The organism is Glycomyces sambucus (assembly GCF_900102815.1).
In the GTDB taxonomy this organism is placed as follows: Bacteria; Actinomycetota; Actinomycetes; order Mycobacteriales; family Micromonosporaceae; genus Glycomyces; species Glycomyces sambucus.
Genome location: NZ_FNGF01000003.1, coordinates 171,332 through 191,143 on the forward strand (window position 1 = coordinate 171,332; position 19,812 = coordinate 191,143).

Below are 19,812 nucleotides of genomic sequence, written 5' to 3' on the forward strand. Positions count from 1 at the left end.
CCCGCGGGTCGCTGTCGGTAAGGCACGGTTGGTAAGGCACTACTGTTGAGGCGCCGTCGCACGGCACCGCCGCCCGGGCGCCGTCAGGACCTGCCGCCCCGCTCGGTGACCCAGAACCAAGCGGCACCGGCGGCGAGCACCGCGAGGCCGCCGAGCACCGACGGCACCGGCAGGCTCGCAGCCACGAGGACGCACCCGGCGAGGCCCAGCCACGGCAGCGGGGCCCGGGCGTCGAGCGTGGCCGCGGCGCCGTTCGCGACCGCGTAGTACACGAGGACGCAGAAGCCCGAGAACCCGATCGCCGCCGTCAGGTCCAGTGTGGACACCATGACGAGGACGGCCGCGCTCGCGGCGACCTCGGCCGCCCACGGCACCCCGAACCGCTCGGACACGGCCGCGAGCGGGCCCGGCAGCCGCCGGTCCCGGGCCATCGCCAGCGCGGTCCGCCCGATCCCCGCCAGCAGGCTCAGCAGGACTCCGGCGACCGCGATCCCGGCCCCGACCGCCACGAGCGGCTTGATCGCGGGCGCACCGGCACCGGCCAGGTCGGCGAGCGGCGCGGTCGACTCGGCGAGCGTGCCCGCGCCGAGGACGCTCAGCGCCGTCACCGCGACCGCCGCGTACACCAGCACCGTGATCCCGAGGCTGAGCGCGACCGCGCGCGGGATCGTCCGCTCCGGCCGCGCGACCTCCTCGCCGAGTGTCGCCACGCGCGCGTAGCCCGCGAACGCGAAGAACACGAACCCCGCCGCCGTCAGCACCCCCCACGGGTGCGTGTCCCCCAGGGGCCGCGCCGCGACCGGCCCGGTGAGCCCGGCGACCACGACCGCGGCGAGCACCGCGAGCGTGATCCCCGCGAACACCGCCGAGGCGAGCGCGGTCCGGTGCACGCCGAGGAGGTTCACGGCGCAGAACGCGACCACCGCGGCCGCCGCGAGCGCCCGCGGATGCTCCGGGAGCAGGTACGCGCCCAGCGTCAGCGCCATCGCCGCCCCGGAGGCGGTCTTGCCCGCCAGGAACGCCCAGCCGGCGGCGAAGCCCGCGGCCGGGTGGAGCCGCTCCGTCCCGTACACGTACGCGCCCCCCGAGCGCGGGTACAGGGCGGCGAGTCGGGCGGAGGAGCGGGCGTTGCAGTAGGCGATGAACGCGGCGATCGCCAGCGCTCCGAGGAGTCCCGGTCCCGAGCCGGCGGCGCGGGTCGCGGGCCCCCAGACGGCGAAGACGCCCGCGCCGAGCATCGAGGCGAGGCCGATCGCGATCGCGGAAGGGAGGCCGAGGCGGCGCTTGAGGGGCGGCCGATCTCGCGGCGGAGTGGGCATAGCCGAGACGATACCGCGCCCGGTTGACGGGGAAGGCGCTGCGGAATCCGGCTACCGCAGGCGCCGCTCCGGCTCCAGCCACAACGGCAGTCGCACCGTGCCCCAAGGCATGCGCTGCATGATCCGGACGATGAGGACACCGATGAACACCCCTGCGACGGAGTCGGTGAGCCAGTGGAACCCGAGGTACGTCGTCGAGAAGAACACGACGACCACCGGGACGACGAGCAGGAGCCGCCGCTGCCGGGCCGTCAGCAGCGCCCCCACCAGGAGCACCAGCAGCCCGTACCACACGAACGTGTTCACCACGTGGCCCGACGGGTACGCGCCCACCGCCGAGTCGCCGAGCGCGCCGAGCTGGGACCGGTCCGGGTAGTACAGGAGCGCCTGCGCGGCGTCCGCGTACGGGCCCGGGTCGGGCCGGGGCCAGTGCGGGTAGATCCGCGGGAACGCGAGCTTGAGCAGCAGCACCAGGCCCGCCATGCCGTACATGAACAGGAACGCGATCATCGGCCGCACCGTGTGCCGCGCCCGGGCCACCGCCGCGGCCACCGCGAGCGCCACCGCCGAGACGATGCCGCCCTGCCCGAGCTTGTTGGTGTACACCAGGACCGTCGCCAGCCACGGCGGCCGGTGCGCGTCCACGAAGTCCCGCAGCCAGATGTCGAGGTCGATCAGGGGGCTGTGGAACGCCGACAGCCACGTGCAGATCCCGAACGCGACGAGCACGGCGGCCTCGGGCCACCACGAGCGGGGACGCCGCGTCACGAAGGGCGCCCACTCGCCCGGTGGGGTCCGATCCACGCGCTGCCTCTTCACGGTCACGGGCGTAAGCCTAGCGACGCCCGATCTCGCCCCGAAGCCATGTCGGAGCACGCGGGAGGGGCGCCCGCACCCGCGGACGCCCCTCCCGTGCACGCACTACAGCTCGGCGACGTCCGCCTGCTTGGCGCGGACGGCCTCCGCGGCCTCCTTCAGGTTCGCCAGCTCGCCGTCGGTGAGGGGGGTCTCGACGACCTCGACGACGCCCGCGGCGCCGATCTTCGCGTTGACGCCCAGGTAGACGCCCGAGATTCCGTACTCGCCGTCGACCCACGCGCACACCGGCAGCACCGCGCCGGAGTCCTCGGCGACGGCCTTCGCCATGCGCGCGGCCGCGGCCGACGGGGCGTAGTAGGCCGAACCGGTCTTCAGCAGCGCCACGATCTCCGCGCCGCCGTTGCGGGTCTTGGTCACCAGCTCCTCGACCTTGTCGGCCGGCAGCAGGTCCGCGAGCGGCTTGCCGTCCACCGACGACTGGCTCGGGACCGGGACCATGGTGTCGCCGTGCGACCCGAGCGTCAGGGTCGTCACCGACTTCACCGGCACCTGCAGCTCCTCGGCCACGAAGTTCGTGAAGCGCGCGGTGTCGAGCATCCCCGCCTGGCCCAGGACGCGGTGCTTGGGGAAGCCCGAGGCGAGCTGCGCGAGCGCGGTCATCTCGTCGAGCGGGTTCGACACGACGATGATGACGGCGTTCGGGGAGTGCTTGACCAGGTTCTCGGTCACGCCGCGCACGATGCGGGCGTTCACTTCGAGCAGGTCCATGCGGCTCATGCCGGGCTTGCGCGGCAGGCCCGCGGTGATGACGATGACGTCCGACCCGGCGGTCTTCTCGTAGCCGTTGCCGTCGTTGTCGGTCGTGGCGCCCACGACCTTGGTCTCGAAGCCCTCGATGGTGCGGGACTGGTTCATGTCGAGGGCGATGCCCTCGGGCTTGCCCTCGACGATGTCGGTGAGGACGACCTCGTCGAAGACGTCGTACTCGGCCAGGCGCTGGGCGGTGGTGGAGCCGTAGAAACCGGCGCCGACGACCGTGACCTTCTTACCCATCGAATGCTCCTCTGCATTGCTCGAATGCCTGTGTGCTGCGCAGGCGGGTTGCCGGTAGGGGCTACGCGAGCGTAACCAGGACCGTTCCCCCACGCTATGACCCTGGTCTCGCGCAGCGCATCCGGCCCCTCACCGGGTGGCGGAGACCTCCATATCCCCCGGTCGCGGCCGGTACGGGACGCCTCCGGGACAGGCCCTGGGAGCGTCTATCCTGAGTCCGTCCGAACCCGAGGGAGCCACGCGTCATGATCCCGGTCGCCGTCGCCTCAGCCGTCGCCGCGGGGCTCGTCGCCCAGCTCGTCGACGGCGGCCTCGGCATGGGCTTCGGCACCGTCGCCACCGCCCTCCTCACCGGACTCGGCCTCGCCCCCGCCGTCGTCGCCGCCGCGGCCGCCTCCGCCGCCCTCGTCACCGGCACCGTCGGCACCGCCGCGCACCTGCGCTTCGGGAACGTCCACTGGCCCACCGCGATCCGCCTCGGCGCCGCCGGCGCCGCGGGCGGCTTCACCGGCGCCTGGGCCCTCGCCGCGCTCGCCGGACTCGGCACCGCCACCCCGATCGCGAGCGCCGCCCTCCTCGCCGTCGGCGCCGCCCTCGCCTGGCGCGGCTACCGCGGCACCCTCCCGGCCGGCCCGGTCCGGCACGCCCTCACCGTCCCCACCGGCCTCGTCGGCGGCTTCACCGGCGCCGTCGCCGGCACCTGGGGGCCGGTCACCGTCCCCGTCCTCCTCGCCGTCTCCCGCCTCGAACCCCGCAAGGCCGTCGGCTCCGCCGCCGCCGGGCAGGCCCTCGCCGCCGCGGGCGCCCTCCTCGGGTTCTGGGCCTTCGCCCCGCAGAGCCTCCAGGTCGCCATGCCCCTCGCCGAGGGCCTCGCCGTCGGCGGCGCCCTCGCCGCCCCCGTCGCCGCCTGGCTCACCGGCCGCGTCCCCGCCGCGAAGCTCACCGCCACGATCGGCATGCTCGCCGTCGCCCTCCACCTGCGCGCGCTCCTGACCGGCCTCGCGCTCCCCTGGCCCGCCGTCGCGGGCCTCTACCTCGTGCTCGCCGCCGCATGGGCCCTCGCGCTGGCGGGCCCGCGCCGCCGACCGGTCCCGGCGATCCCCGAGCAGCGCGCCGCCCCGGTCGAGGCCGAGGCGCAGCAGTAGGCACGGAGAAGGGCGGGCCCCGCAGGACCCGCCCGTGCCCGTACGCCTCTAGAACGCGTTGCCGCGCTGGAGCTCGCGCGCGATGACGATCCGCTGCACCTGGTTGGTGCCCTCGTAGATCTGGGTGATCTTGGCGTCGCGCATCATCCGCTCGACGGGGAAGTCGCGGGTGTAGCCGTAGCCGCCGAGGACCTGGACCATGTCGGTGGTGATCTGCATGGCGGCGTCGGAGGCGAAGCACTTGGCGGCGGCGCCGAAGTAGGTGAGGTCGGCGTCGCCGCGCTCGGACCGCGCGGCGGCGGCGTAGGTGAGCTCGCGGGCGGCGCTGATCTTCATGGCCGCGTCGGCGAGGAGGAACTGGACGCCCTGGAACACGGCGATCGGCTTCCCGAACTGCTCGCGCTCGGCGGCGTAGGCCGTGGCGGCGTCGAGCGCGCCCTGGGCGATGCCCAGGGCCTGCGCGGCGATGGTGACGCGCGTGTGGTCGAGGGTCCGCATGGCGAGCGAGAACCCCTGGCCCTCCTCGCCGATGAGGCGGCCCGCGGGGAGGCGCACCGAGTCGAAGTAGACCTCCGCGGTCGGGGAGCCCTTGATGCCGAGCTTCTTCTCGGGCTTGCCGAACGAGACGCCGGCGTCGCCCTTCTCGACCACGAACGCGGAGATCCCCTTGGCGCCCTTGCCGGGCTCGGTGACGGCGAAGACGGTGTAGTACTCGCTGACGCCCGCGTTGGTGATCCACCGCTTGACGCCGTTCAGGACCCACTCATCGCCTTCACGGACGGCGCGGGTGGTCATCGAGGCGGCGTCGGAGCCGGCCTCGGGCTCGGAGAGGCAGTAGGAGAACATCGCGTCGCCGGCGGCCACGGGCGGCAGGTATCGCTGCTTCAGCTCCTCGGACCCGTCGAGGATCACCGGGAGCGAGCCGAGCTTGTTGACGGCGGGGATGAGCGAGGAGGAGGCGCACGCGCGGGCGACCTCCTCGATGACGATCGCGGTGCCGAGGGCGTCGATGCCCGCGCCGCCGTACTCGGCGGGGATGTGCGGGGCGTGGAGGTCGGCGGACCTGAGCGCCGCGTACGACTTTTCGGGGAAGGTCGCGGTCTCGTCGGCCTCGGCCGCGTGGGGGGCGACCCCGGCGTCGCAGACCCCGCGCGCGGCGGCGCGGATGTCGGCGTAGTCGTCTGGCAGCTGGTAGGGGCTGAACCCGGTGGACATCGACGGCTCCCGGCGATTGAACGGCAGTTGTTACTGGTCAGTAATACCGACTGAGTCTAGCCCATGGATCGTCGCACCGGTGATGGCCGCCACGGTGAATTATCCGCCGGTTCGCCGCAACGTCACCACGAGTTCATGCGTGGAGCTGAATATACGATGGCGCAGGCCATAGGGGCGTTCACGTACAATTCGAGGTCGCCGCGCGATGCGGGATCATTCGTACGGGCGCCGTCGCACCCCGACCCCGCACCCGACCAGCACTGCACCGATCACAGACAGGGCACGCATCTGATGGCCAACGCGAACCAGACCCCCTCGCAGAACCCGACGACCCGTCCGCGCATCTCCTTCCTGGGCTGCGGCTACCTCGGGGCGACCTACGCGATCTGCTTCGCGGAGCTGGGCTACGAGGTGGTCGGGTACGACGTCGACACCGCGAAGATCGAGTCCTTCGCCTCCGGCACCGTCCCCTTCCACGAGCCGGGCCTGCCCGAGCTGCTGAAGAAGAACCTCGAGTCGGGCCGCCTGCGGTTCACGACCGACGTCCAGGCCGTGGCCGACTTCGCCGACGTCCACTTCATCTGCGTGGGCACCCCCCAGCGCAAGGGCGAGCACGGCGCGGACCTCTCCTACATCGAGGCGGCCGTGGTCGACCTCGCCAAGCACCTGACGCGCAAGGTCCTCATCGTCGGCAAGTCCACGGTGCCCGTCGGCACCGCCTCCTGGGTCCAGGAGCTGGTCGACCGCCACGCCCCCGCCGGGCTCGGCGTCGAGGTCGGGTGGAGCCCGGAGTTCCTCCAGGAGTCGAACGCGATGCACGACGTCCTGCGCCCCAACCGGATCGTGTACGCCGCCCAGTCCGAGTGGGCCTCGCAGCTGCTCAAGGACGTCCACCGCGGCATCCTCGAACTCGCCGCGGTCGAGGACCGCGAGGTGCCGGTCGTGGAGACCGACCTGGCCACGGCCGAGCTGGTGAAGGTCGCGGCGAACGCGTTCCTGTCGACCAAGATCTCCTTCATCAACGCGATGGCCGACCTGTGCGAGGTCACCGGCGGCGACGTCGCCGACCTGGCCAAGGCCATCGGCTACGACCAGCGCATCGGCAACAAGTTCCTGCGCGCCGGCATCGGCTTCGGCGGCGGCTGCCTGCCCAAGGACATCCGCGCGCTCTCGGCGCGGGCCGGGGAGCTCGGGGTCGGCGAGTCGTTCCGGTTCCTCGACGAGGTCGACGGCATCAACACCCGCCGCCGCACGCACACCGTGCGCGCGGTCGCGAACCTGGTGGGGCGCACGCCGGGCCCGAACGGGCCGGACCTGTCGGGGGTGCGCGTGGCCTACCTGGGCGCGACGTTCAAGCCCGACACCGACGACATCCGCGACTCCCCCGCGCTCGACATCGCGCGGCGCCTGCGCGCCGCGCGCGCCGACGTGGTCGTGTACGACCCGGAGGGCCTGGAGAACGCGAAGGCGTTCGCGCCGGAGCTGAGCTTCGTGAAGACCCTGCCCGAGGCCGTGGCGGGCGCCGACGTGGTGTGCGCGATGGTGCCGTGGGAGGAGTTCCGCACGCTCGACCCCGAGGCCCTGGGCCGCCAGGTCGCCGAGCGCCGCCTCCTCGACGGCATGAACGCCTACGACCCGGAGCAATGGCGCAAGCACGGCTGGACGTATCAGGGCATCGGCCGCTAAAGCCACATTTCGGACTCTAGAGGGACCCCTGGATCAATGCTGACACAGGGGTCCGACAAGAACCATTCGAACAAGTCGCGACGAACAATCACGAACCGACACGACAGGCAAGCGGTGCCCGCCTCAGGTCGTGACGTTCACGCGTGTGAAGGGCCACGCGTGGGGCGCCCGTTCGACGAGCTCCTCGGGCGGGTCGGGGAGGCGCCCGGGCGGCTCGTCGCCGACGGCGATGACGACGACCCGGTCGCCGGCGATGAAGACCTCGGTGCGGACCGACGGGTCCGCCACGGCGTGCACGCCTTCGTCGAGGACCCAGCGCAGCAGCGCCGCGCCCCGTCCCTCGGCGGCCTTAGCCTCCCACATCAGGGTGTCCACCGGCTACTCCTCACTCCAAGGGGTCAGTGGAGCCATTGTCGCCCAAGCCGTCCCAGCGGCGCGCCTTGGAGTGGTCGAGTCCGAACTGGTCGAGGGTCCGCGCCACCACGTGGTCCACGATGTCCTCGATGGTCTCGGGCCGGTTGTAGAACGCGGGCACCGGCGGGAGCACGACCGCGCCCATGCGCGAGAGCGCGAGCAGGTTCTCCAGGTGGATCTCCGAGAGCGGCGACTCGCGCGCCAGCAGCACCAGGCGGCGCCGCTCCTTGAGCGTCACGTCCGCGGCGCGCCCGATGAGGCCATCGGTGTAGCCGGTGCGCACGGCCGCGACGGTCTTCATCGAGCACGGGGCGATGATCATGCCGTCGGTGCGGAACGACCCCGAGGAGATCGGCGCGGCCTGCTCGCTCGCCCCCCACGTGAAGTCCGCGAGCGCGGCCACCTCCGCGGGCGAGTACGGCGTCTCCAGCCGCAGCGTCGTGCGCGCCCAGCGGCTCATCACCAGGTGCGTCTCGACGGTCCCGGTCTCGCGCAGCGCCTGGAGCAGCCGCACCCCGAACACCGCCCCCGTGGCCCCCGTCATCCCCACGACCAACCGCACGCGCGCCTCCTCGAATCACCGGACAGATAGCCCGGGACACCTACAATCACGGCATGGGACGCCACAAGTACGGCATCGCCGCCGCGCTCCTCGCGCTGCTCCTGCTCGCGTGGATGTGGCCCGAGGGCGAGACGCCGCCGTCGGGGACCCTGACCGCGACCGAGCCTACCGGGGAGGAGGCCCCCGCGTCCTCCGCGGACGAGGAGGCCCCGGCCACCGAGGACGGCGGTTCCTCCTCCGAGCAGGAGACGAGCGCCGCCGCCGAGACCACTCCTGCGGCCTCGCCGTCGCCGCAGTCGCCCGCGCCGCCCTCGTCGGCGCCCGCCGCCGAGCCGGCCGGGAACACCTACGACGGGCCGCTGGGGACCCGCAACCACACCGGGGACGAATCGGTCGCGCTCACCTTCGACGACGGCCCCTCGCCCGAGTGGACTCCGAAGGTCCTCGACATGCTCCGCGAGCGCGGCATCAAGGCCACGTTCTGCCTCATCGGCGCCTACGCCGAGTCGTACCCCGAGCTCGTCGCCGACATCGCCCGCGAGGGCCACACGCTGTGCAACCACTCCTGGTACCACGAGTTCGACCTGGGCACCTGGAGCGGGGAGGAGATCCGCGCGAACCTCCAGCGCACCAACGACGCGATCCTCAAGGCCGCGCCGGGCGCCGAGGTCCGGTACTTCCGGCACCCGGGCGGGCAGTGGACCGAGAAGGCCATCGGCGTGGCCGCCGACCTGGGCATGGAGTCCCTGCACTGGGCCGTGGACCCCTCGGACTGGGACAACGCGACCACCGAGCGGCAGATCGAGGACCACGTCCTCGACAAGACGACCCCCGGGGCGATCATCCTGCTGCACGACGGGGCGTCGAACCAGCAGGACATGTGCGGGGCGCTGGGGTCCATCCTCGACGAGTTCGAGGACCGCGGCTACGCGTACACGGCGCTCTAGGGCCGTCCTAGCGCAGGTTCGCGGGCATCCGCCGGCCCGGCAGGAGCGCGAGGAACGCGAGCGCGAGGAGGCCGACGCTCATGCCGGCCTGGACGGGGAACGCGAGGCCGAGGATGCCGTCGGACTCGTTCTCGCCGCCGTCGGCGGGGCCCGAGCCGGGGTTCCCGGCCTCGCCGGTGGGGCCGTCGCCGCCGGGGCCGCCCTCGCCGTCCGAGCCGTCGCCGCCGTCCTGGCCGTCCTCACCGTCGGGGCCGTCGGCGGTGCCGTCGCCGTCGTAGCTGGGGCTCTCGGTCAGGTCGGAGCCGGGCGGCCACGGGTTGGTCTCGTCGGCGTTCACCCAGTCCACTTCGGATACCGCTGAGTCGCTTCGCGGGTCGGCGCCGGCGTACCAGGGCAGGGAGAGCACGCCCACCGCCCCGATCACGGACGCGACGAGCACCAGACGCCGGAGCCCACACTTGCGCACACGTACACCTTAGTCGCGAGCGGCCAGGACCGCTCGCCTGTCGGGGCATGTAATCCGAACGAGTTCGCTTGACGGTCAAAGGGGATCGGGCGGGCGGCGCCGGGCGCGCCGCGGGTTCAGGCGGCGGCGGTGCGGGAGGCGCGGACGGTGCCGGCGACGACGGCGCCCACGAAGACCGCCGCGACGTACACGGCGAGCACCCCGTAGACCACTGTGGCCACTGCCGGCGCGGTCGCGACGGCGACCGCGGCGGCGGCGATGGCGATGAGGCTGCGGGCGGGCCAGCCGAGGCCGAGGTCCCGGCGGGCCACCGGGGAGGCGGCCTTGTCGAGCCCCGCGGCGAGGTCGTAGAAGTACAGTGCGATGACGGTGAGCAGCAGGTACAGGACGGGCCAGGCGACGCCGGCGGCGATCCCGGCGGCGCTGATCGCCCCGAGTTCGACGGCGCGGAGCCCGGCGGGGATGTACCAGTCGAGGATGCCGTCGTGGTCGGTGCGGGCGACCGATCCGGCGAGCACGAGCGCGAGCGCGGCGAGTCCGAAGGGGACCCACGGGGGCGCGTCGAGGGCGGCGGCGAGGACGCCGGCGCCGGCGGCGAGGACCGCGGCGGCGGTCGCGGCGAACGGCGTCATGTCGCCGCCGAGGCGGGTGCGCGGGACGATGCGGGCGAGCGGCCCGTCGTCGCGGTGCGCGGCCCGGTCGGGGCGGCGCAGGGCGGCGGTGCGGGCGGCGAGCGACCGGAGGGTGCGGCCCGCGGTCGTGTAGCCGAGGGCGAGGAGCTGCCAGGTGAGGAGCGCGGCGAGCGCCGCCTGCGGCCCGAAGGCGACGGCGGCGACGGCGAGGAGCAGCCAGCGCTCGCCGACGGGGGCGACGACGGTGCGCTTGGCCCAGTAGAGGACCGAGCGGTGGGCGCCGATGACCTGCTCGGACGCGGAGCCGAGGCGTTCGCCGAGGTGCGCGGCGCGGCCCGAGGGCGGCGCGGACTCGCGTTTGCGGGCCTGGCGGACCACGGCGGTGTCGAGGAGGACGGCGTACCAGGTGTCGGCGGTGTGCCGGACGGTCTGGGCGGCCATGGCGGCGATGGCGAGCCCCCATGCGGCGGGGGCGCTCGCGCCGCCCGCGACGGCGCCGGCGGCGAGGCCGGCGTAGATGAGGAACTCCTTGGACCGGTCGGCCATCATGTCGAGCCAGCCGCCGAAGGACGAGAAGTTCTGGGTGTAGCGGGCGAGCTGGCCGTCGACGCAGTCGAACACGAAGCTGAAGTACATGAGGGCGGCGGCCCCGAGGTACGTCCACGGCACCAGGTTGTCGGCGAGGACGGCGGGGGCGGCGGCGAAGATCGCGGCGGCGGCCACGGCGAGGGCGATGGACACCCACGTGATCGGGGTGGGGGTCCAGCCGAGGCGCGCGGCGAGCTTGACGAGCTTGGGCGACCAGGTGGAGACGGCGTAGGTGGCGAAGAGGTCGTCGTCGTGCTTGACGGCGTTCTTGAGGCGCCACGCGTCCATGTCGACGGCCTCGAACGCGGCGACGACCTCGCGGGCCTCGTCGGCGGTCTGGACCTGGCGGTGTTCGAGCCCGCCGGTCCGGTAGGCGTTGACGGGGATCGCGCGGGCGTGGAGGGCGGCGAGGACGTCCGCGAAGGCGTCCGCCCCCTGCGCGCGGCGCGGCCAGTGGCGCTCCAGCCGGGCGAGGTGCGCGGCGGAGACCTTCGCGAGCCCGCCGAGGCGGGTCGGGCCGGGCCCGGGGCCGGTGACGAGGCCGCGTTCGACCTGGACGGGGGCCGCGGACGGGTCGTCGGCGCCGACGAGGACGCCGGAGCGGCGCGAGGAGTCGGAGAGGACGGCCGCGACGGTGGTCTGGGAGGCGACGAGGTCGGCGCAGGCGAGGTAGAGCGGGCCGTCCTGCGCGAACGCGATCTCGCCGATGTGGGCGAGGTCGGCGTCGGCGTCGGCGGAGACGATCTGCGTCGCCTTGACGGGCCGGTCGGTGCCGGGCCGGGTGAGGACGGTGACGTCGTCGCATCCGGCCTCGCGGATCTGTGCGACGAGCCGGTCGAGGACGGTGCGGTCCTCGTCGATCTCGGTGGAGCCCCCCCGGGCCGGCAGGATGACGGCTCGGCTCACGCGCCCGCCTCGGCCGCTCCCGGCACGAGGACGGGGGCGGGGGCCGCCTTCGCGGCCTCGGCGGCCTTGGCGGCGGCGGCGCGGGCCTTGCGCTCCTCCTTGGCCTTCTGGTCGCGGGCCTCGGCCTCCTTGTAGGAGTCGAGGGCCTCCTGGACGGTGCCGTCGGTGACGAGGGTCCCGGCGTCGAGGAAGATGCCGCGCTCGCAGTACTTCTTCAGGTCGCCTTCGGAGTGGGAGACGAACACGAGGGTCCGCCCCTCCTTGAGGAGCCCGGCGATGACCTGCTGGCACTTGCGCTTGAACGCGGCGTCGCCGACGGCGAGGGCCTCGTCGACCAGGAGGATCGGGTGCGGGAGCTGGGTGATGACGCCGAAGCCGAGGCGCACCTTCATGCCCGAGGAGTAGTACTTGACGGGCGTGTCGATGAAGTCCTCGAGCTCGGAGAAGTCGACGATCTCGTCGAACTTGTTCTTGATCTCCTTGGTGGTCATGCCGTGGAGGGCGGCCACCAGGTTGACGTTCTCGCGGCCGGTGAGCTCGCCGGAGAACCCGGCGGACAGGGCGATGAGGGGGGCGACGCGGCCTTCGCGGCGGACGTACCCCTCGTCGGGGATGAGGACGCCGGTGATGAGGCGCAGCAGCGTGGACTTGCCGGTGCCGTTGCGTCCGATGATGCCGACGGCGTCGCCGGGGAAGATGTCGAAGTTGACGTGGCGCAGCGGCCAGAAGTCCTGCGCCGGCGTTCCCTGCTTGTTGGCGGCGCGCCGCACGAACAGGTCCTTGACCCGGCCTTTCTTCTGCTTGCCTTTCGCAAAGCAGATCCCGAGGTCACGAGCCTGAATGATCGGCTCCTCCATGGGGGCGGCCCTCCCGGAACAAGATGGTTGCAGTGCGCCTTTCGATGGCGCGCCAATACTACCGCCCGGCCTTCGCGGGCAGATCACGGCCGATCCGAGAGGAATCTCATGGGGCCGGCGCGGGCGGGGCGTCAGGCGGCGCGGTCGCCGCCGCCGGCGTGGCGGCGCTCCGCTGCCAGGCGCTCGACCTCGAACGCGGCCAGGATGCGCCGGTAGGTGACCTCGGCCCGCTCGGCGGAGGCGCGGGCTTCGAGGCGGGCCTGGCGGGCCTCGTTCCACGCCAGCGCGAGCCCGGCGAGGGTGACCAGGCTCATCAGGAATGACGCGGCCCACACGAGCCGGGTGGTGCCGAGGAGGGCGAGGGCGGTGAGGCCGGCGGCGGCGAGGATCGCGGCGGCGACGGCGAGGCGGGCGGGCGCGGGGCGGCCGAGCCGCCGGTACACGGCTTTGAGCAGTCGTTTCATCGGAGCACTCCCGGTCGGGCGGCGGTGTGGTCGAGGTCGCGGTCGGCGAGCAGTCCGGCCGCGAGTTCCCGGTAGGAGTCGTGGCTGAACCGCTCGCGCACCCGCCGCTGGGCGAGGGCGCTGCGGGCGAGGAACCGCTCGGGGTCGGCGTACAGGCCGTCCACCAATGGGACCACTTCGGCGGGCTCGCAGTACAGGGCCGCGTCGCCGAAGACCGGCGCGAACCGCGGGGGGAGGACGGTGACGCACCCGGCGGCGAGGGCCTCCAGGACGGCGCGGCCGAACGCCTCGTACTGCATCGGGTGGGGGAAGTAGATCCAGAAGTCGAGCTGGTACAGGAACGAGTCGACGTCGGTCTCGTCGAAGCCGTAGCAGGTCCACTCGGAGGGCACGGGCTCGCCGGTGATCGCGGCGACGGCCTTGACGCCGCCCATGATCCGCACGTCCCAGCGGCCGTCCCCGGGGTAGACGAGGGGGAGGTCGGCGGCGGCGGGCCACTTGGTGCGGTCGTCGCGGGAGTGGCGGCCGACGACGGGGAGCGTGGAGCGGAACCCGGTGCGGGCGGGGTGGATGCCGGCGGTGTCGAGGATGCCGGGCATGTCGAAGTCGGCGAGGCGGCCCGCGGTGAGCCCGGCCAGGGCCTCGCGGACCTGCGGGCCCTGCGGGACCCACAGGGGTTCGACGCCGAACATGTCGACGGCGTTGGCGTGGCAGCCGTCGGGGTCGTAGCGGACGTCGGTGCCGTCGCGCTCGGCCGGGGCCTGGTTGGCGAGGACCACCATCCGCTCGGGGCGCACGGACGATCGCTCGCCGGACCGGAACTGGAGGATCGGCGGGTAGCGCAGGACCAGGAGCCCGCACTCGACGTCGTCGGTGGGCAGGACCTGGTCGACGTAGCCGTCGTTGACCATGCGCTGCACCGGTTCGCACATGGGCCGGTCCTCGGTGGTCATGTGCCGCCACGACTCCAGGTGCATGACGGCGACGCTCCGGCCGTCCTCGCGGAGGGCCCGGATCTCCTCGATCGCGGACTTCTGGGGGCCGCCGAAGGGCCGCCAGTCGAGGCAGAACACGGCGTCGAAGCGGCGGCGGCGCTGGTCGGCGCGGGCGACGGCCGCGTGGTAGGGGGCCCAGAAGGGGCGCCGGACGGGCCGGCGGGGCAGGTACGGGTCGGCCTCGCCCGCGGCGATCTGCCGGTGCCACAGCGGGTACGAGGACTGGTAGGCGCGGCGGGACGGGTGCTTCCAGCCGGGCCCGAACTCCTCGCGCGACAGCGACCCGGGGGCCTGGCGCATGAGCGTGTCCGCCGCGTCCAGGCGCCGCACCGCGGCCGCACCGTAGGCGGCGGTGAAGCGGTGCAGGAGTTCGGTGTCGGCGCCCTTGCGGATCTCGTCGTAGAACCCGAGCCGGTCGAGTGCGCTGCGGCGGAACGTCATCGACGCGGTGGAGGCGGTGGTGAGGACCCGGCCGGGCCGGGTGGCGACGAGGTCCTCGGTGAACAGGAACGCCTCGCCGTACGTCAGCTGGAGCGCGGGGTCGGCCAGGAGTGGGGCGACCGAGCGGGCGAGGCGGCCGGGCGCGGCCCAGTCGTCGGCGTCCAGGCCGGTCACGAATTCGCCGGTGAGGGCCTCGAACGCGGTGTTGCGGGCCGCGAACGTGCCGCCGTTGGCGTCCTTGCGGATGACGCGGACGCGCGGGTCGAGCGCGGCGGCCGCGGCGAGGACCGCGTCGTACCCGGGCCCGGAGGCGTCGTCGACGACCAGGAGCTCCAGGTTCGCCCACGTGCCCGACAGGATCGACCGGGCGGCGGTGAGCAGGGCCCGGTCGGGCCGGTACGCGGTCATGACGACCGAGACCTTCGGCCCGTCGACGCTCGCGGGCGCGGCGTCGGCGCCGAGCCGGTCGAACCACGGCGGTGCACCGTCGGCATCGGCCTCGGCATCGAGGTCGACCCGCAGTTCCGGGTGCCCGCACAGGGCGCCGAGCCGGGCGACCCACGCCTGCGCGTCGCCGCCCGCGTCCGGGTGCTCCAGGTCCGCGAGCAGCGCGTCCCGCTCCGGTTCGGGCAGGTGCTTGTAGCGGCGCAGCAGCCGCCGGACCCGGTCGGCGTCGCCCGCGGCGAACGCGAGCTGCGCGTGCACCGCCGCGTCGCGGGCCGCGACCCGCTTCGGGCCGCCCAGCTCCAGCGCGAGGTCGTAGAGCGCCAGCGCGTCCCGCCGGTCCTCCGCGGTCCCGAACTGGAGGCCGACCACGCGGGCGAGGTCGCACAGCGCCTCGGGGTCCGCGTCGACGCGCCGCCCCTCCCGCGCCGCCGCCAGCAGCTCCGGGAGCGTCAGGTCGCGGGTCGCGGCGGCCGCGAGCAGGTACCGGCCGCCCGGGGAGCGGGTCCGCAGGGCGGTCGAGGCGAGCGAGCCCCGCCGGCGGGCCTTCGACTGCGCCAGTTGGTCGTCGATCAGGCGGGCCGGGTAGCGCGAGCCCTCGTCAGCTGGGGTCATCTCGTCCGTTCATCTCTGCGTCGCATTCAGCCAAGATCCTCGCGTGCCCAGTGGCTCGGAAGTTGAATTGAAAGCGAACGGACGCCCTCACCTGCGTAAACAGATGTTGAACTGGGAAGCCGGTCGATGTCCGCCGCCGCTCCCGGGATATCGTGGGCGCGAAATGAGCGACTCACCGAAACGCCCGCGCATCGTCCGCAACGACTATAGAGCCCTCCACCCGCCGCAGGCGGCAGCGTGGAAGCCGAGTCTCGCGGTGAGCGTCGTCATCCCAGCCTACGGCGCCCAGGAGAAGCTGGACCTCACGCTGGCCGCCCTCGCGGCCCAGACGTACCCGGCCGACCTCATGGAGGTCGTCGTCGTCGACGACAACTCCGCGCCGCCCCTGCGCCTGCCCGGGCTCCGGCCCGAGCACACCCGGCTCGTCACCACCACGCCCGACTCGTGGGGGTCCGCGCACGGCGTCAACACCGGCGTCGCCCACGCCGACGGCCAGGTGATCCTGCGCCTCGACTCCGACATGGTCGCCTACCGCGACCACGTCGAGGCCCAGATGCGCTGGCACCACGCCGCCGACTACCTCGCCGTCCTGGGCCACAAGCGGTTCACCGCGTGGGAGCCCGGCCGCCTCACCCCCGAGCAGGTCCACGAGAAGGTCCTCGTCGGGGAGGGCGAGGCGCTGTTCGCGGTCGAGGACTCGACCGCGCACTGGATCGAGAAGGTCATCGCCGACACCGACGGACTCACCGCCCACCACCCCACGAACTACCGGGTGTTCATCGGCGCCACCGGGTCCCTCCACCGCGACTTCTTCAAGACCGCCGGGGGCCTCGACACCGACCTGCGCCTGGGCAGCGACACCGAGTTCGCGTACCGGCTCTCCCAGGCCGGCGCCGTCTTCGTCCCCGAGACCACCTCCTCCGCCTGGCACCTCGGCATCCCGCAGATGCAGGAGAAGGAGGAGGAGGGCCGCCGCCAGCGCGTCCCCTACATCGCCCAGCGCGTCCCCCTCCACGGCTGGCGCCGCACCGCCGCGCCCCGCGCCTGGCGGGTCCCCCTGGTGGACATGGTCGTCGACATCACCGGCGCCAACGTGTCCGAAGTGGACGCCGCCGTGGCGCCCGTCCTCGGCGGCCCCGACGGCGACGTGCGCGTCACCCTCGTCACCGGCCAGGGCCCCGCCCCCCAGGACCGCGCCTCCATCCTCGCCGGCGACGGCGCCCAGCTCCGCCTCGTCGAAGAGCTCTACGGCCACGAGGCCCGCGTCCGCCTCAGCGCGCAGGCCCCCGAACCCGACCCCGCCGTCCCCTACCGGCTCCTCCTCCCCCGCCCGGTCCCCTTGCGCGCCAAGAGCCTCGGCCGGATGCTCCAGCTCATGGAGCGCGTCGACGCCGGACTCGTCCTCGCCGAACTCCCCGACGGACCCCCCGCTAGGCTCGAACGGACCGCCGCGTTCGCGCGCGCCCGGCACATCGCCGGCGACACCGGCCTCGACCAGGTCGTCGCCGGGATCTGGGGCGCCACCGTGTTCGCGGACCTCACCGCACCCGAACCGGAGGGCACCGTGTTCAACCCCCCGCCCGCCGACCTCGCGCGCCGGTTCGCCCGCAAGTACTTCGACGCCCGCCAGCGCGCCCGGCTGCGCGCCATGCTCAAGCGCTAGGAGCGCACCGTGAACGTCCTCCGCCGCAACGACTACGGCCCCCTGACCCGACCCGGCGAGGACCGGCCCCCCTCCCTGAGCGTCAGCGTCGTCATCCCCGCCCACGGCCACCAGGACAAGCTCGACATCACCCTCGCCTCCCTCGCCGCGCAGACCTACCCGTCGACGCTGCTCGAAGTCGTCGTCGTCGACGACGGCACCGAACCGGCGCTGCGGCTCCCCGAGATCCGCCCCGAGACCACCCGGATCGTCGCCCCCCTCGACGGCGGCTGGGCCTCCGCCCACGCCACCAACTCCGGTGTCGCCCAGAGCGACGGCGACGTGGTGCTGCGCCTGGACGCCGACATGCTCGCCTTCGACGACCACGTCGCGTCGCAGCTGCGCTGGCACCACGCCGCCGACTACCTCGCCGTCCTGGGCCACAAGCGGTTCGTGGACTACCGGACCGGCGACCTCGACCCGGTCGACGTGTTCGAGGCCGTCCGCGCCGGGAAGGCCGCTTCGCTCTACGACCGGGCCGAACCCCAGTGGGTCGAGCAGATCATCGAGGCCACCGGCGGCCTGCGCGACGCCGACCACCGGGCGTTCCGCGTCCTCGTCGGCGCCTCGTTCTCCGTGCACCGCGGCATGTACGAGGCCGCCGGCGGCATGGACGCCGACGTGGTCCTCGGCTCCGACACGGTCTTCGGCTACCGGCTCCACCAGGCCGGCGCGCTCTTCGTCCCCGACGACGACTCCTCCGCCTGGCACCTCGGCCCCCGTCAGATCGCCTCCCGCGGCGACCTCGCCAAGGCGTACCGCCGGCCCCAGATCGCCAACCGCGTCCCCGAAGTGGACCTCAAGCGGCCCAGGGCGAACCGGAGCTGGGACACCCCCCTCGCCGACGTCGTCGTCCCCACAGGGGACGGCACCGAGTCCTGTGTGGACGCGATCCTCACCGGCACGGTCCACGACCTGCGCGTCACCGTCACCGGTGAGCAGCCCGAACCCCTCACCGGCCGCCACGCGCCCCTCGACGACCCCGCGTTCGCCGCCCGGCTCCTCATGGAGACCTATAGAGGAGAGGCACGGGTCCGGTTCGCCGCCAAGGAGGAACCCGACACCCGCGTGCCCTACCGGATCGAGATCCCCGCCGCCGCCGAACCGGGACCGGACGCCGTCGCCGCCCTCATCGCGTACGCCAACGAGCACCGCCTCGGACGCCTCGAACTCGCACTCCCGCAAGGGACCGTGACACTCGAGCGCACCGCCGCCGCCGCCCGCGCCGCGCACCTCGGCACGAGTATCGAAGCAGTGTGGGGCACCGAGCGGGTCGCGACCGGCCCGCTCGCGGACGCCTTCGCGCCCTCAGCGCCCGGAGACGCGGCCGGCGGCCGGGACGGTGGCCTCGGCGGATCGCTCCGCCGCGCCGTCCTGCGCGGCCTCGGACGCTGACACCGGCGCCGACGGCGCCGCATCAGCGGCGGGACCGCTCCCGAGCGCGTCACCGGCGGCCGTGCCCGGCACGGCCGCACCATTTCCGGCCGTCCCGTTCCCGGCCGCACCGTTCCCAGTGCTCTTGTCGCCCTCAGCGCCCTTGACGCGCCGGGCCAGCCGGTACACCTGCCGCAGCGCCTCGTACCCGAGGTACGCGCGGGCCGCCAGCAGCCGCTGCTTCAGACCCGTCACCCCGCCCGCGGGCCGCCACGACTCCGGACCCGGGTGGTAGCGGCGGTACAGGGCCGACGTGCGGCGGAAGAACTCACGGCGCTTCTTCGGGTCCACCCGCTCGGTGTTCCCGATGACCAGCAGCAGGTGCCACACCATGTGGTTGAACAGGGCCACGCGGACGCCCTCGTCCGCGACGCCCTCGAAGTCGTCCCAGACCCGCTGCCACTGCGTGAACACGTCGAAGTGCCGGTCGTCGCGGGTGCGCGTGATCGAGGACCCGGCGCGCTGGCGCCACTGGTAGCAGCACTCGGTGACGACGGCGATCCGCTCGGCGCGGCGCAGGAGCCCGTAGGTCCAGGGGATGTCGGTGTACCAGCCCGCGGGGAAGCCGAGGTCGATGCCGGTGAGGAACGCGCGGCGGGAGACCTTGGTCCAGGGGGTGTGGGTGTAGTCGACGATGCGCGGCCACTCGGCGAGCGTGAACCCGGCCGGGTCGGCGGGGCAGTCGGCGGCGAGGCCGGCGAGCTCGCCGATCTCGACGGCGCCGGTGTCGCGGACCTTCTCGTGCTGGACGAGGACCACGTCGGGCCGGGCCGGTCCCTCGACGGCGGCGAGCACGCGCTCGACGGCGCCGGGCTTGAGCTCGTCGTCGCCGTCCACGAACCAGACGTAGTCTCCGGTCGCCTGCGCGAGCCCGAAGTTCCGGGCCGGACCCGAGCCCGCGTTCTGCGGGGTCGAGACGATCCGGATGCGGGGGTCCGCGGCGGCGAAGCGCTCGGCGACGGCGCGGGAGCCGTCGGGCGAGCAGTCGTCGACCACGACGACCTCGAGCCGGTCTCCCCCGCCGACGATCGTCCGGAGGCAGCCGGCGAGGTACGCCTCGGCCTCATAGACGGGGATGACGATGCTCAAAGAGGGCATGCACCGATGG

Annotated in this window: 17 protein-coding genes; 5 read left to right on the plus strand and 12 right to left on the minus strand. The window is 73.6% G+C overall.

From position 1 onward, the window contains the following. Positions 1-83: 83 nt before the first annotated feature. The 3 genes from BLS99_RS10510 to mdh all read right to left on the minus strand — a co-directional run bounded on the left by BLS99_RS10510 (position 84) and on the right by mdh (position 3,191). Positions 84-1,319 carry an APC family permease gene (locus BLS99_RS10510; protein ID WP_091048367.1) on the minus strand — a complete coding sequence of 412 codons (1,236 nt, stop codon included), beginning with the start codon at positions 1,317-1,319 and terminating at the stop codon, positions 84-86. A 51-nt stretch (positions 1,320-1,370) separates the two neighbouring features. Further along, complete coding sequence (locus BLS99_RS10515) at positions 1,371-2,144, minus strand: phosphatase PAP2 family protein (protein WP_176953302.1); 774 nt, start codon at positions 2,142-2,144, stop codon at positions 1,371-1,373. Positions 2,145-2,240: 96 nt separating this feature from the next. After that, positions 2,241-3,191 (minus strand): malate dehydrogenase, encoded by a 951-nt coding sequence (gene mdh, locus BLS99_RS10520; protein ID WP_091048375.1) that lies wholly within the window; start codon positions 3,189-3,191, stop codon positions 2,241-2,243. Between the two features lie 245 nt (positions 3,192-3,436). Between mdh and BLS99_RS10525 the strand changes: the two genes are divergently transcribed. Further along, complete coding sequence (locus tag BLS99_RS10525; protein WP_091048378.1) at positions 3,437-4,336, plus strand: sulfite exporter TauE/SafE family protein; 900 nt, start codon at positions 3,437-3,439, stop codon at positions 4,334-4,336. Between the two features lie 48 nt (positions 4,337-4,384). Here the strand turns inward: BLS99_RS10525 and BLS99_RS10530 are convergent, their stop codons facing one another. Further along, positions 4,385-5,551, minus strand: coding sequence for an acyl-CoA dehydrogenase family protein (locus BLS99_RS10530; RefSeq protein ID WP_091048381.1), 1,167 nt, complete (start codon positions 5,549-5,551; stop codon positions 4,385-4,387). Between the two features lie 291 nt (positions 5,552-5,842). Between BLS99_RS10530 and BLS99_RS10535 the strand changes: the two genes are divergently transcribed. Next, complete coding sequence (locus tag BLS99_RS10535; protein ID WP_091048384.1) at positions 5,843-7,237, plus strand: UDP-glucose dehydrogenase family protein; 1,395 nt, start codon at positions 5,843-5,845, stop codon at positions 7,235-7,237. Between the two features lie 123 nt (positions 7,238-7,360). On the opposite strand, the gene BLS99_RS10540 is transcribed toward BLS99_RS10535, so the two are convergent. Both BLS99_RS10540 and BLS99_RS10545 read right to left on the minus strand, forming a co-directional pair. After that, positions 7,361-7,612 (minus strand): hypothetical protein, encoded by a 252-nt coding sequence (locus tag BLS99_RS10540; RefSeq protein ID WP_218126414.1) that lies wholly within the window; start codon positions 7,610-7,612, stop codon positions 7,361-7,363. A gap of 10 nt (positions 7,613-7,622) precedes the next feature. Beyond that, on the minus strand, positions 7,623-8,213 hold the full coding sequence (locus BLS99_RS10545; protein WP_091048388.1) for a non-oxidative hydroxyarylic acid decarboxylases subunit B: 591 nt from the start codon (positions 8,211-8,213) through the stop codon (positions 7,623-7,625). Between the two features lie 53 nt (positions 8,214-8,266). Here BLS99_RS10545 and BLS99_RS10550 point away from each other — a divergent pair, with 53 nt between their 5' ends. Then, on the plus strand, positions 8,267-9,160 hold the full coding sequence (locus BLS99_RS10550) for a polysaccharide deacetylase family protein (RefSeq protein WP_091048391.1): 894 nt from the start codon (positions 8,267-8,269) through the stop codon (positions 9,158-9,160). A gap of 7 nt (positions 9,161-9,167) precedes the next feature. Here the strand turns inward: BLS99_RS10550 and BLS99_RS10555 are convergent, their stop codons facing one another. The 5 genes from BLS99_RS10555 to BLS99_RS10575 form a co-directional block, all read right to left on the minus strand. Beyond that, the gene (locus BLS99_RS10555) at positions 9,168-9,626 is read right to left on the minus strand and encodes a hypothetical protein (RefSeq protein WP_143034749.1); all 459 of its coding nucleotides are present in this window, start codon (positions 9,624-9,626) and stop codon (positions 9,168-9,170) included. A 116-nt stretch (positions 9,627-9,742) separates the two neighbouring features. After that, the gene (locus tag BLS99_RS10560) at positions 9,743-11,752 is read right to left on the minus strand and encodes a CDP-alcohol phosphatidyltransferase family protein (protein ID WP_091048399.1); all 2,010 of its coding nucleotides are present in this window, start codon (positions 11,750-11,752) and stop codon (positions 9,743-9,745) included. Beyond that, positions 11,749-12,522, minus strand: coding sequence for an ABC transporter ATP-binding protein (locus BLS99_RS10565; protein WP_245712216.1), 774 nt, complete (start codon positions 12,520-12,522; stop codon positions 11,749-11,751). Before BLS99_RS10565 ends, BLS99_RS10560 begins: the two co-directional genes overlap by 4 nt. 218 nt (positions 12,523-12,740) lie before the next feature. Beyond that, positions 12,741-13,073, minus strand: coding sequence for a hypothetical protein (locus tag BLS99_RS10570; protein ID WP_143034750.1), 333 nt, complete (start codon positions 13,071-13,073; stop codon positions 12,741-12,743). After that, on the minus strand, positions 13,070-15,568 hold the full coding sequence (locus tag BLS99_RS10575; RefSeq protein WP_091048409.1) for a glycosyltransferase: 2,499 nt from the start codon (positions 15,566-15,568) through the stop codon (positions 13,070-13,072). Before BLS99_RS10575 ends, BLS99_RS10570 begins: the two co-directional genes overlap by 4 nt. Before the next feature lie 163 nt (positions 15,569-15,731). Between BLS99_RS10575 and BLS99_RS10580 the strand changes: the two genes are divergently transcribed. Further along, positions 15,732-17,231 (plus strand): glycosyltransferase, encoded by a 1,500-nt coding sequence (locus BLS99_RS10580; RefSeq protein WP_176953303.1) that lies wholly within the window; start codon positions 15,732-15,734, stop codon positions 17,229-17,231. A 9-nt stretch (positions 17,232-17,240) separates the two neighbouring features. Continuing rightward, positions 17,241-18,665: a glycosyltransferase family 2 protein gene (locus BLS99_RS10585; RefSeq protein ID WP_091048418.1), complete on the plus strand. Its 1,425-nt coding sequence runs from the start codon at positions 17,241-17,243 to the stop codon at positions 18,663-18,665. On the opposite strand, the gene BLS99_RS10590 is transcribed toward BLS99_RS10585, so the two are convergent. Then, on the minus strand, positions 18,579-19,802 hold the full coding sequence (locus BLS99_RS10590; RefSeq protein WP_091048421.1) for a glycosyltransferase family 2 protein: 1,224 nt from the start codon (positions 19,800-19,802) through the stop codon (positions 18,579-18,581). The two genes, BLS99_RS10585 and BLS99_RS10590, sit on opposite strands and share 87 nt — an antisense overlap. Between the last annotated feature and the right edge of the window lie 10 nt (positions 19,803-19,812).

Excerpts from the sequence above, each read along its gene's own strand:
- BLS99_RS10550 (WP_091048391.1), top strand. The coding sequence starts at position 8,267 with ATGGGACGCCACAAGTACGGCATCGCCGCCGCGCTCCTCGCGCTGCTC.
- BLS99_RS10570 (WP_143034750.1), bottom strand. The coding sequence starts at position 13,073 with ATGAAACGACTGCTCAAAGCCGTGTACCGGCGGCTCGGCCGCCCCGCG.
- BLS99_RS10525 (WP_091048378.1), top strand. The coding sequence starts at position 3,437 with ATGATCCCGGTCGCCGTCGCCTCAGCCGTCGCCGCGGGGCTCGTCGCC.
- BLS99_RS10535 (WP_091048384.1), top strand. The coding sequence starts at position 5,843 with ATGGCCAACGCGAACCAGACCCCCTCGCAGAACCCGACGACCCGTCCG.
- BLS99_RS10590 (WP_091048421.1), bottom strand. The coding sequence starts at position 19,802 with ATGCCCTCTTTGAGCATCGTCATCCCCGTCTATGAGGCCGAGGCGTAC.
- BLS99_RS10530 (WP_091048381.1), bottom strand. The coding sequence starts at position 5,551 with ATGTCCACCGGGTTCAGCCCCTACCAGCTGCCAGACGACTACGCCGAC.
- BLS99_RS10575 (WP_091048409.1), bottom strand. The coding sequence starts at position 15,568 with ATGACCCCAGCTGACGAGGGCTCGCGCTACCCGGCCCGCCTGATCGAC.
- BLS99_RS10580 (WP_176953303.1), top strand. The coding sequence starts at position 15,732 with ATGAGCGACTCACCGAAACGCCCGCGCATCGTCCGCAACGACTATAGA.
- mdh (WP_091048375.1), bottom strand. The coding sequence starts at position 3,191 with ATGGGTAAGAAGGTCACGGTCGTCGGCGCCGGTTTCTACGGCTCCACC.
- BLS99_RS10510 (WP_091048367.1), bottom strand. The coding sequence starts at position 1,319 with ATGCCCACTCCGCCGCGAGATCGGCCGCCCCTCAAGCGCCGCCTCGGC.